The sequence below is a fragment of the Streptomyces sp. P3 genome (assembly GCF_003032475.1).
Lineage (GTDB): Bacteria > Actinomycetota > Actinomycetes > Streptomycetales > Streptomycetaceae > Streptomyces.
The window spans coordinates 1569252-1580827 of record NZ_CP028369.1; the positions used below are offsets into that span (position 1 = coordinate 1569252).

The following is an 11576-nucleotide window of genomic DNA, read 5'->3' on the forward strand; positions in this document are numbered from 1 at the left end:
GGCTGTCACCGAATTCGGCAAACGACAAGATCGTTTCCGGTCCCGGTCCCCCCGGTCGCTCACCGGCCTCTCACACCCTCACAGGCGCCCGCCGCGACCCACCGCCGCACACCGGTCACGCGCCCGACACCCGTCCCGCCTCGTCCCACCCGACCCGCGCCACCCGCTCACCGCGCGGTGAGCCGCGCGCTGATCCACTCCAGGGTCGGCGGGATCTCCCGGCGCCATGTGTTGAAGTTGTGCCCGCCGCTTTCCAGGATGATCGACGAGATCCTGGTCCTGTGGGTGGACTTCGCCAGCTCTATGAACTTCAGCGTCGGCTTGTAGTTGGATTCACCGGCCTTGCTGCTGGTGACGAGCAGCGAGGTGGCCGGAGCGGAACGATTCTTCAGAAACCAGTGCAAATCCGCTTCGTTACGGAGCTTCTTGTTCCCGTGGAAGAGGTCGCCGGTGGTCGGGTCGCTCGGTGCCTTGTAGTAGGCCGACAGGCCCGCGCCCGCCCCGTAGACCTCCGGGTGGTGCATCGCCAGCTTCAGAGCGCAGTAGCCGCCCGTGGAGTCGCCGATGATGCCCCAGCCGCCGGGCTTCTTGTTCACCCGGTAGTGGGCCGTCACGGCCTCCGGCAGGTCCTTGGCGAAGAACGACTCGGTCTGCGGGCCGTGCGGGATGTCGACGCACTCCGTGTCCCGCGGCGGCGCCACCGTCGGCCGCATCATCACCAGGATCATCGGCTGCATGCGCCCGTTCTTCGCGAGCGTCCGCGCGGTGCTCGGGTAGTGCAGCTTGTTCGCCAGCGCCTCCGCCGTGCCCGGGTAGCCCGTGAGGACCACGGCCGCGGGGAAGGTCCGCGTGCGGTACTGCGGATCGAAGTACTCCGGCGGCAGGTACACGTACGCGGGCGTGGCGATGTCCGTCGTACGCCCGATGACGGCGATCTTCTGGATCTGCCCGCCGAAACGCGGCATCCCGCTGCCGCCGCCGTCCACCCGCCGGGTGTCCACCACCCGCAGCGGGCCCGCCGACGCGCCGCCCTTGGCATGGTCGACCACCACGCCCTGCTCCGTCTCCTGACCGAACAGGTCCGCCCAACTGGCGTAGAAGCCGAACGCCTGGTTGGCGGACAGCCCTATGGACACGAAGAGTGCCAATTGCGTGGCGAGCAGCAGCCCGATGCGCCCGCCGACGGCCCGCCAGTTGCGCTTGGCCAGACGCGGCCACAGCCACACCGTTGCGATGAACAGTAATACGGCGAACAGCACTGACAGCAGCAGCACTTTGTTGCTCGTGAGACCCATGCGGTGTTTCCTGCCTGCTCTCCATTCGGGATCACGCCCGCTCCCCCGACTCCTTCGCGAGGGCTTGTCCCGAACTTTCCCTGGTCTTTTCAACGGCTTTGGCGAGACGAGTGAACCTCTCTCCCCAAGACACCGTCCTAGAGGGCGCAATGTCGCCGGATGCCCGAATCGGCACCGGATCCAAAGTCTCTCGCGGAACTACGGGATGCGATGTCTGTCACTGAAGATGGGGAAATGTCGGGTGGGGTTCCGCCCCGTAGCAGCCGGGTGCGGCGGATAGTGCGAGGTCCGCGCCCCGAGGCCGTGCCGTCCCTCGTCGCCCGGGCCTGTGCCCTCGTGGGCCTGCTGGACGTCGCCGGCGGCGTCTTCCCGCGGTTCCGGCACAGCCGCATGCACAGCTTCGCCGAGGTGCTGCCCGGTTCCTTCGGGCCCTTCGCGGCCGCGCTGTCACTCAGCGCGGGCGTCCTGCTGCTGCTGCTCGCCCACGGCCTCAGGCGGGGCAAGCGGCGCGCCTGGCGAGCCGCCGTGGTCCTGCTCCCGGCGGGCGCGATCTCGCAGTTCGTGTACCGGCACTCCATCGTGGGCGCGCTCATCTCGATCGCCCTCCTCGTCCCGCTGCTGGTGCACCGCGACCAGTTCAGGGCGCTGCCCGACCCGCGCAGCCGCTGGCGTGCGCTCGCCAACTTCGTCCTCATGGGCGCCGGCTCCCTGGGTCTGGGCCTGGTCATCGTCAGCGTCCACCCGGGGCGCCTGATCGGCGACCCGAGCCTGGCCGATCGCATCACGCACGTCCTGTACGGCCTCTTCGGCTTCGAGGGCCCGGTCGACTACCAGGGCAACACCTCCTGGACGGTCGCCTTCTCCCTCGGCGCCCTCGGCTGGATCACCGCCGTCACCACGATCTACCTCGCCTTCCGCCCCGAGCACCCGGCCGCGCGCCTCACCGAGGAGGACGAGAGCCGGTTGCGCGTCCTGCTGGACAAGCACGGCCGGCGCGACTCCCTCGGCCACTTCGCGCTGCGCCGCGACAAGGCCGTCGTCTTCTCCCCCAGCGGCAAGGCGGCCGTCACCTACCGCGTGGTCTCCGGCGTGATGCTCGCCAGCGGCGACCCCATCGGCGACGTCGAGGCCTGGCCCGGCGCCATCGAACGCTTCATGGACGAGGCCAAGGCCCACTCCTGGACGCCCGCCGTCATGGGCTGCTCGGAGACCGGCGGCGAGGTATGGACCCGCGAGACCGGCCTGGACGCCCTGGAACTGGGCGACGAGGCGGTGGTGGACGTGGCGGATTTCTCCCTCGCCGGCCGCGCGATGCGCAACGTGCGCCAGATGGTCAAGCGCATCGAACGCGCCGGTTACGAAACCCGCGTGCGGCGCGTACGTGACCTGGGCGAGGCCGAACTGGAGCGCATCCGGCGGGCGGCGGAGGACTGGCGCGGCACCGACACCGAGCGCGGCTTCTCCATGGCACTGGGCCGCGTCGGCGACGCCTCCGACGGGGACTGCCTCATCGCCACCGCCCACAAGGCCGACGAGGTCCCCGGCGAGTACGGCGATCTGAAGGCGATCCTGCACTTCGTGCCCTGGGGTCCGGACGGCGCCTCCCTCGACCTGATGCGACGCGACCGCTCGGCCGACCCCGGCATGAACGAACTGCTGATCGTCGCCGCTCTCCAGGCCGCACCGAAGTTCGGCATCACGCGGGTGTCGCTGAACTTCGCGATGTTCCGCGCCGCCCTGGCCCGGGGAGAGAAGATCGGCGCCGGTCCCGTGCTGCGCGCCTGGCGCGGGCTGCTGGTCTTCCTCTCGCGCTGGTTCCAGATCGAGTCGCTGTACAAGTTCAACGCCAAGTTCCAGCCGCGCTGGGAGCCCCGCTTCGTCGTCTACCGGGCCTCCGGCGACCTGCCCCGCATCGGCTTCGCCGCCATGCAGGCCGAAGGCTTCGTCAACCTCGCCCTCCCCCTGCCGCGCTTCCTGCGCCGCCGCTCCGCGGCGGCCCGCGTGTGCGCGCACGCCGTGGCGGAGAGAGACGTACGCGCGGCATAGGCCGCATGGGCCCGCGGAGCCACCGCGGTCCCCGGCGGGGCCCTGCCCGGGAACCGCACCGTGGCGCGGCCTACGCCTGGGCCTACGCTGAACATATGAGCAAGCAGAGCGGACGCGGGAGCGTCGTCGGACTTCCGGGATGGGACCGCTGCGCGGTCATGGGAGTCGTCAACGTGACCCCCGACTCCTTCTCCGACGGCGGCCGGTGGTTCGACACCACCGCCGCCGTCAAGCACGGCCTCCATCTCGTCGCCGAAGGCGCGGACCTCGTCGACGTCGGCGGCGAGTCCACCCGGCCGGGCGCCACCCGCGTCGACGAGGCCGAGGAACTCCGCCGGGTCGTCCCCGTCGTCCGCGGCCTCGCCTCCGAAGGCGTCATCGTCTCGGTCGACACCATGCGCGCCTCCGTCGCCGCCCGTGCCCTCGAAGCCGGCGCCGCCCTCGTCAACGACGTCAGCGGCGGCCTCGCCGATCCGGCGATGATTCCCGCCGTGGCGGACGCCGGCGCCCCCTTCGTGGTCATGCACTGGCGCGGTTTCCTCGAGGGCGGCAACGTCCGCGGCGTCTACGCCGACGTCGTCGCCGAGGTCGTCGACGAACTCCACGCGCGCGTCGACGCCGTCCTCGACGGCGGCGTCTCCCCCGACCGAATCGTCGTCGACCCCGGACTCGGCTTCTCCAAGGAGGCCGACCACGACCTGACCCTGCTCGCTCACCTCGACCGGCTGCACGCACTCGGGCACCCACTGCTCGTCGCCGCCTCGCGCAAGCGGTTCCTCGGCCGTGTCCTGGCCGGGCCGGAAGGCGCCCCGCCCCCCGCGCGTGAGCGCGACGCCGCCACCGCCGCCGTGTCCGCCCTCGCGGCACAGGCCGGCGCCTGGGCCGTCCGCGTGCACGAGGTCCGCGCGACGGCCGACGCGGTGCAGGTCGCGCGCGCCGTGGAAGGGGCGCGCGAGGAAAGGCGCACGCCCGGAGCGGGCGCACCCGAACCGGCGCGGCAGGCGATGGACGCATCCGGCACGCCCGGCGGACCCGATCGGGCCGAACCGCCCCACCTGCCCCGCCCGCCCCACGCAGAAGGAGCCCGGTGAGCGCCCCCCACACGGACGTCGAGCAGGTCGAAGCCGCCAACACCGCCTTCTACGAGGCACTGGAGCAAGGGGACTTCGAGGGGGTTTCCTCCTTCTGGCTGACCCCGTCCGATCTGGGCGTGGACGAGACCTACCACGACCCGGCGGACGTCGGCGTGGTCTCCTGCGTGCACCCTGGCTGGCCCGTGCTCACCGGCCGCGGCGAGGTCCTGCGGTCGTACGCGCTGATCATGGCGAACACCGACTACATCCAGTTCTTCCTCACCGACGTGCACGTCTCGGTCACCGGCGACACCGCACTGGTGAACTGCACCGAGAACATCCTCAGCGGCGGTCCGGCGCCGGAGGCCGGCGAGGAGCTCGGACCGCTCGTCGGTCAGCTCGTGGTCGCCACCAACGTGTTCCGCCGGACACCGGACGGCTGGAAGCTCTGGTCGCACCACGCCTCCCCGGTCCTGGCCGAGAACGACGACGAGGACGACGACGAGGAGGAGGACACCCCCTCCTGAGCCGTGCGGAGAACCCCCGGAAGGCGGGCTGCGAGGCGTGCACCGCCCACCCGGGCGAAGAAGTGGTTGGAATCACGAACCGTGGGTAGGGGCGGCTACCAGCCCGTGAGCCACCGGGTTCCCCGAGGGGAACGGCCGGTGAAATCTCGGGCTCCGGCCCGGGCCACCGCGGCCGGTGACCGGGTCCGTCAGTGCTCGCGGGTAGATTCGAGCGGGGCCGGGGTGCCGCCCGCACTCGGCACGCACCGGCCGGAACCGACGACTGCAGGAGTGATTCGCGTGGATCGTGTCGCGCTGCGCGGCCTGAAGGCCCGCGGGTACCACGGCGTGTTCCCCAAGGAACGCGAAGAGGGCCAGACCTTCATCGTGGACCTCGTCCTGGGCCTGGACACCCGACCGGCCGCCGCCGACGACGACCTGGCGAAGACCGTGCACTACGGCATCGTGGCGGAGGAGGCCGTGGCCGTCGTCGAGGGCGAGCCCGTCGACCTCGTCGAGACGCTCGCCGAACGCATCGCCCAGGTCGCTCTGAAGCACGAAGCGGTCCAGGAGGTCGAGGTCTGCGTCCACAAACCGGACGCCCCGATCACCGTCCCCTTCGACGACGTGACCGTCACCATCACCCGGAGCCGAGTATGACCGCGTTCTTCGCCGGGGGTCAGAGCGACCCGACCGTCCAGCCGGTGCCCGCCTCCGTCGTCGAGAGGGTCGACGCCGCCGACACCACCCTGCACAACCCGAAACGCGCCGTGCTCTCCCTCGGCTCCAACCTGGGCAACCGCCTGGAGACGCTGCAGGGCGCCATCGACGCCCTCGAGGACACCCCGGGCGTCCGTATCAAGGCCGTCTCCCCCGTGTACGAGACGGCGCCCTGGGGCGTCGAGCCCGGCAGCCAGCCGGCGTACTTCAACGCGGTGGTCCTGCTGAAGACGACCCTGCCGCCGTCCTCCCTCCTGGAGCGGGCGCACGCCGTCGAGGAAGCCTTCCACCGGATCCGGGACGAACGCTGGGGCGCACGCACGCTGGACGTCGACATCGTCGCCTACGCCGACGTCGTGGACGACGACCCGCACCTCACCCTCCCCCACCCCCGCGCCCACGAGCGGGCGTTCGTGCTCGCCCCCTGGCACGACGTGGAGCCCGAGGCCCAACTCCCCGGCCTCGGCAGGGTCGCCGACCTGCTCGACGCGGTCACCCGCGAGGGCGTCGCCGCACGCAAGGACCTGGAACTCCACCTGCCCGAGTAGTCGTTAAGGTCAACAGGAAGGTCGCAGGACCACTGCGGGGGAGCTGAAGGGACACCGTGAGAGAGCTGCACATCAGGGTGCTGGCAGGCGTGTTCGTCGTGGCCGGCGTCCTGTCCTGGGCGGGCGCCCGCCTCTGGAACTCGGTCGGAACCCTGCCCAGCGTCCCGCTGGCCGCGCCCATCGTGCTCGCCGTGATCGCGGTGATCCTGCTCGCCACGGCGCTCTCGCTGCGCGCGCGCCTCAAGGCCCAGCGCGAGCGCCGCCCCGAGGCGAAGGGCGTCGACCCGCTGATGGCCGCCCGCGCGGTCGTCTTCGGCCAGGCCAGCGCCCTCGTGGCAGCGCTCGTCTCCGGCATGTACGCAGGCACGGGCGTCTTCCTCCTGGAGTCCCTGGACATCCCCGCCCGCCGCGACCAGGCCATCTACGCCGGCTTCTCGGTCCTGGCGGGCATCGCCGTCATAGCGGCGGCCATCTTCCTGGAACGCGTCTGCAAGCTCCCTGAGGACGACGACCACGAGAACGGCGCGGCCTCGACGGCGTGACCCCGCCGCGCTGGAGTGCGGCGGGGTCGGCGAAGGCGGGAGGCCGGTGCGGGCCGGCGTCAGCGGGCCAGTATCAGGCTCATCGCCTCGGCCCGGGTCGTGGCGTCCCGGAGCTGACCCCGCACCGCCGATGTCGTGGTCTTGGCGCCCGGCTTGCGAATGCCACGCACGGACATGCACATGTGCTCGGCCTCGATGACGACGATCGCGCCGCGAGCCTCGAGAATCCGCATGAGGGAATCCGCGATCTGCGTGGTGAGCCGCTCCTGCACCTGTGGCCGACGAGCGAACACCTCCACGAGACGCGCGAGCTTCGACAGGCCCGTGATCTTGCCCGTGTCGGCGGGAATGTACCCGACATGGGCAACACCGTGGAACGGCAGCAGATGATGTTCACAGAGGCTGACGATCTCGATGTCCTTCACCAGGACCATCTCGTCGTGCCCCAGATCGAACGTGGTCGTCAGCACGTCCTCAGGCTGTTGCCAAAGCCCCGCAAGGATCTCCCGGTACGCCCGCGCCACCCGCGCCGGCGTCTCCTGGAGGCCCTCACGGTCCGGGTCCTCTCCGACCGCGATCAGCAGCTCCCGTACGGCGTTCTCGGCGCGCTTCTCGTCGAACTCGCCGATCGAGCCCTCGCCGTCCAGCGTCACGGGGTCGGTCATCTTGTGCCTCGTTCCTGTGCGGGTCGCGCGTATACGTCACGCGCCTCATCTGCGGCATCGAACGTCGTTCAGGAGAAATGCCGCGCCCCCCAGGCTAGAACCTGGGGGGCGCGGCATTCATTCCGGGCCTGGTGAGGCCACCGGGAGCGCGGTCAGCTCTCGGGGCGCTCCTCCGGGCTGGGCTCGGCCACCGGGCCGGCGTCGACCGCGGTGGACTTCGCGGTCGAGATCGCCGGGGTCGCGCCGTTGGCGCCGTTCGTCAGAGCGAGCTCCTTGGGGGAGAGCACCGGCGGACGGGTGGACGGCGTGCGGCGCGAGGAACCGGTCCAGGCGGGCCGCGCCGGGCGCTTGACGATGGACGAGAAGATCTCGGCGATCTCCTCCTTGCCCAGCGTCTCCTTCTCCAGCAGCTGCAGCACCAGGTTGTCGAGGACGTCGCGGTTCTCGACCAGGATCTCCCAGGCCTCGTTGTGCGCGTTCTCGATGAGCTTCTTGACTTCCTCGTCCACCAGCGCGGCGACCTCTTCCGAGTAGTCGCGTTGGTGAGCCATCTCACGGCCGAGGAACGGCTCGGTGTTGTCGCCGCCGAACTTGATCGCGCCCAGACGCTCGGTCATGCCGTACTGGGTGACCATCGCGCGGGCCGTGGTGGTGGCCTTCTCGATGTCGTTCGCCGCGCCCGTGGTCGGGTCGTGGAAGACGAGCTCCTCGGCCGCGCGGCCGCCCAGCATGTAGGCCAGCTGGTCCAGCATCTCGTTGCGCGTGGTGGAGTACTTGTCCTCCTCCGGCAGAACCATCGTGTAGCCCAGGGCACGGCCTCGCGAGAGAATCGTGATCTTGTGCACCGGGTCGGAGTTCGGAGAAGCCGCCGCGACCAGGGCGTGACCGCCCTCGTGGTACGCGGTGATCTTCTTCTCCTTGTCCGACATGATCCGGGTCCGCTTCTGCGGGCCCGCGACCACACGGTCGATCGCCTCGTCCAGCATGTGGTTGTCGATCAGCTTCTTGTCCGAGCGGGCCGTCAGCAGCGCGGCCTCGTTCAGCACGTTGGAGAGATCGGCACCGGTGAAGCCGGGAGTGCGGCGGGCGACGGCGGACAGGTCGACGTCGGGCGCGACCGGCTTGCCCTTCTGGTGGACCTTGAGGATCTCCAGACGGCCCTGCATGTCCGGTCGGTCGACCGCGATCTGGCGGTCGAAACGGCCGGGGCGCAGCAGCGCCGGGTCGAGGATGTCGGGGCGGTTCGTGGCGGCGATGAGGATGACGCCGCCCTTCACGTCGAAGCCGTCCATCTCGACGAGGAGCTGGTTCAGGGTCTGTTCGCGCTCGTCGTGTCCGCCGCCGAGGCCGGCGCCGCGGTGGCGGCCGACCGCGTCGATCTCGTCGACGAAGACGATCGCCGGGGCGTTCGCCTTGGCCTGCTCGAAGAGATCGCGGACCCGGGAGGCGCCGACGCCGACGAACATCTCGACGAAGTCGGAGCCGGAGATCGAGTAGAAGGGGACGCCCGCCTCGCCGGCGACGGCGCGCGCGAGGAGCGTCTTGCCGGTGCCGGGCGGGCCGTACAGGAGCACGCCCTTGGGGATCTTGGCGCCGACCGCCTGGAACTTGGCCGGTTCCTGGAGGAACTCCTTGATCTCGTGGAGTTCCTCGACGGCCTCGTCCGATCCGGCCACGTCGGCGAACGTCGTCTTCGGGGTGTCCTTGGTGATGAGCTTGGCCTTGGACTTCCCGAAGTTCATGACCCGGGAGCCGCCGCCCTGCATCTGGTTCATCAGGAACAGGAAGACGACCACGATGAGGACGAAGGGGAGCAGGGACAGCAGGATCCCGACGAAGGCGTTCTGCTTCGTCGGCGAGACCGTGTAGCCGTCCGGGATCTGCTTGTCCTGGTACTTGGTCTGCAGCGTGTTGGCGATCGTCACGCCCTGATCGCCGATGTAGCTCGCCTGGATCTTCGAGCTGCCCTTGATCTTCACGCCGTCTTTGAGCGTGGCCTTGATGGTCTGCTCGTCACCGGTGGTGAGTTTGGCCGACTCGACCTTGTTGTCGTTGATCGCTGCAATGACCTGGCCGGTGTCCACCGTCTTGTAGCCGCCGGACGAGCCGACGACCTGCATCAACACGACCACGGCAAGGACGGCCAGCACGATCCACATGACCGGCCCACGGAAGTATCGCTTCACGTCCATCCATACGGAGCGGTGTCGCCCCGTCCCTCCTGCCATAGTGAGTTTGATAAGACAGTTCTTCTGACGGTACCCCAGCTTCGTCGCGCAAAGCCGCACGGGACGGCTGGCGCACCCGTCTGCATGCTCCAACGGCGTGAGGCCCGCCGGGGTTCCCGATCTTCGTACGAGGCTTGGGCCTTTCGGGTTCAGCCGCCGTAGACGTGGGGCGCGAGCGTACCGACGAACGGGAGGTTCCGGTACTTCTCGGCGTAGTCGAGGCCGTAGCCGACGACGAACTCGTTCGGGATGTCGAAGCCGACCCACTCGACGTCGATGGCCACCTTGGCGGCCTCGGGCTTGCGCAGCAGCGTGCACACCTTGAGGGAGGCGGGCTCGCGCGAGCCGAGGTTGGAGAGCAGCCAGGACAGGGTCAGGCCGGAGTCGATGATGTCCTCGACGATGAGGACGTGCTTGCCCTTGATGTCGGTGTCGAGGTCCTTGAGGATCCGCACCACACCGGAGGACTGGGTGCCCGCCCCGTAGGACGACACGGCCATCCAGTCCATGGTGACGGGGGTGGACAGGGCTCGGGCGAGGTCGGCCATGACCATCACCGCGCCCTTGAGGACACCGACGATGAGCAGGTCCTTGCCCGCGTACTCCGCGTCGATCTTCGCGGCCAGTTCGGCCAGCTTCGCGTCGATCTCTTCCTTGGTGATGAGCACCTCATTGAGGTCGGTGCCCATGTCTTTCGCGTCCACCCGCATCACTTTCGGTTGTCCCACCGGCCGCCGGGACCGCCCACGACGACCACGTACGCGGTCCTGGCGGAGGGGCCGGATCAGCCTTGCCGAATCACCAGTCTGCCACCCTGGCGCTGGGCGACGACTTTGCCGGGGAGATTGATGACCCCCTGGCCGCGCCATCCGGTGATCAGCCGGTCGACCTCTTCGATGTGCCGGGCGAAGAGGGAACCGGCCGGGGCGCCCGCGTCGATGGCGGCGCGGCGCAGGATGCGGCGGCGCACGGCGGGCGGCAGGGCGTAGAGCTTGGCGCACTCCAGCAGACCGGCCGCGTCCCGTACGGAGGACTCGGCCTGGCCGGCCCACGCGTCGAGCGCGTCGGCGTCGTCGCGGGAGAGCTGGGCGGTCCGGGCGAGCGCTTCGACGACGCCCTTGCCGAGGGCCTTCTCCAGGGCGGGCAGGCCCTCGTGGCGGAGCCGGGAGCGGGTGTAGGCGGGGTCGGCGTTGTGCGGGTCGTCCCAGACGGGCAGGGACTGGACCATGCAGGCCTTGCGGGCGGTCTGCCGGTCGAGCTGGAGGAAGGGGCGGCGGTAGCGGCGGGCGGCCCCCGGTCCGCCGGAGACGGCGGCCATGCCGGACAGGGAGCGGATGCCGGAGCCGCGGGCGAGGCCGAGCAGGACCGTCTCGGCCTGGTCGTCGCGGGTGTGACCGAGCAGGACCGCGGCGGCGCCGTGGCGCTCGGCGGCCGCGTCGAGGGCGCTGTAGCGGGCGTCGCGGGCGGCGGCCTCGGGGCCGCCTTCGCGGCCGACGGTGACGGCGGTGGACTCGACGGGGTCGAGGCCGAGTTCGCGCAGGCGCAGGGTGACTTCGGCCGCGCGCAGGTCGGAGCCGGGCTGCAGGCCGTGGTCGACGGTGACGCCGCCGGCCCGGATGCCGAGCCGGGGGGCCTCGAAGGCGAGGGCGGAGGCGAGGGCCATGGAGTCGGCGCCGCCTGAGCATGCCACGAGCACGAGCGGCGACGGCGGCGGCGGTTCGTGCGCGCTCGCTTCGGGGACGGGGTGGTCGTTGAGGACGTCGTGGAGTACGCGGCGGACCGCCAGGCGTATCGCCGCGACCGCAGGATGGGGACCCATTGTCCGGTTCCCTTCATGAAGTTGTTCGGGGGCTGAGCCCGGGTTCGGTCACTCAGAGTGTGTAGATGGTGACAGAACCGGGGCGCTCCCCGAGCATTGCACGCCTACCCGGGGCCGACGGTCCCTCGGACGGG

At 70.4% G+C, this 11576-nt stretch carries 11 protein-coding genes; 6 read left to right on the forward strand and 5 right to left on the reverse strand.

Annotated features, from left to right (window positions below):
• Window positions 1-167: 167 nt before the first annotated feature.
• The gene (locus C6376_RS07050; RefSeq protein WP_107442629.1) at window positions 168-1295 is read right to left on the reverse strand and encodes an esterase family protein; all 1128 of its coding nucleotides are present in this window, start codon (window positions 1293-1295) and stop codon (window positions 168-170) included.
• A 234-nt stretch (window positions 1296-1529) separates the two neighbouring features.
• Here C6376_RS07050 and C6376_RS07055 point away from each other — a divergent pair, with 234 nt between their 5' ends.
• The 6 genes from C6376_RS07055 to C6376_RS07080 all read left to right on the forward strand — a co-directional run bounded on the left by C6376_RS07055 (window position 1530) and on the right by C6376_RS07080 (window position 6730).
• Complete coding sequence (locus tag C6376_RS07055) at window positions 1530-3341, forward strand: phosphatidylglycerol lysyltransferase domain-containing protein (RefSeq protein WP_107442630.1); 1812 nt, start codon at window positions 1530-1532, stop codon at window positions 3339-3341.
• Between the two features lie 95 nt (window positions 3342-3436).
• Complete coding sequence (gene folP / locus C6376_RS07060; protein WP_254075855.1) at window positions 3437-4432, forward strand: dihydropteroate synthase; 996 nt, start codon at window positions 3437-3439, stop codon at window positions 4430-4432.
• Window positions 4429-4941, forward strand: a complete 513-nt coding sequence (locus C6376_RS07065) for a nuclear transport factor 2 family protein (RefSeq protein ID WP_107442631.1) — start codon at window positions 4429-4431, stop codon at window positions 4939-4941. The genes folP and C6376_RS07065 overlap by 4 nt, the downstream gene beginning before the upstream one ends.
• A gap of 279 nt (window positions 4942-5220) precedes the next feature.
• Window positions 5221-5580: a dihydroneopterin aldolase gene (folB, locus tag C6376_RS07070; protein ID WP_107442632.1), complete on the forward strand. Its 360-nt coding sequence runs from the start codon at window positions 5221-5223 to the stop codon at window positions 5578-5580.
• A complete protein-coding gene (folK, locus tag C6376_RS07075; RefSeq protein WP_107442633.1) occupies window positions 5577-6188 on the forward strand; it encodes a 2-amino-4-hydroxy-6-hydroxymethyldihydropteridine diphosphokinase in 612 nt (203 codons plus the stop codon). Before folB ends, folK begins: the two co-directional genes overlap by 4 nt.
• A gap of 56 nt (window positions 6189-6244) precedes the next feature.
• Entirely contained in the window at window positions 6245-6730 is a 486-nt protein-coding gene (locus C6376_RS07080; protein ID WP_107442634.1) for a DUF3180 domain-containing protein, read from the forward strand.
• 59 nt (window positions 6731-6789) lie between these two features.
• Here the strand turns inward: C6376_RS07080 and folE are convergent, their stop codons facing one another.
• The 4 genes from folE to tilS form a co-directional block, all read right to left on the reverse strand.
• Window positions 6790-7395, reverse strand: coding sequence for a GTP cyclohydrolase I FolE (folE, locus tag C6376_RS07085; protein WP_107442635.1), 606 nt, complete (start codon window positions 7393-7395; stop codon window positions 6790-6792).
• 152 nt (window positions 7396-7547) lie between these two features.
• Window positions 7548-9587 carry an ATP-dependent zinc metalloprotease FtsH gene (gene ftsH, locus C6376_RS07090; protein WP_107442636.1) on the reverse strand — a complete coding sequence of 680 codons (2040 nt, stop codon included), beginning with the start codon at window positions 9585-9587 and terminating at the stop codon, window positions 7548-7550.
• Window positions 9588-9772: 185 nt separating this feature from the next.
• Window positions 9773-10333, reverse strand: a complete 561-nt coding sequence (hpt, locus tag C6376_RS07095) for a hypoxanthine phosphoribosyltransferase (RefSeq protein WP_107442637.1) — start codon at window positions 10331-10333, stop codon at window positions 9773-9775.
• Between the two features lie 74 nt (window positions 10334-10407).
• Window positions 10408-11442, reverse strand: a complete 1035-nt coding sequence (gene tilS / locus C6376_RS07100; RefSeq protein ID WP_107442638.1) for a tRNA lysidine(34) synthetase TilS — start codon at window positions 11440-11442, stop codon at window positions 10408-10410.
• Window positions 11443-11576: the final 134 nt, after the last annotated feature.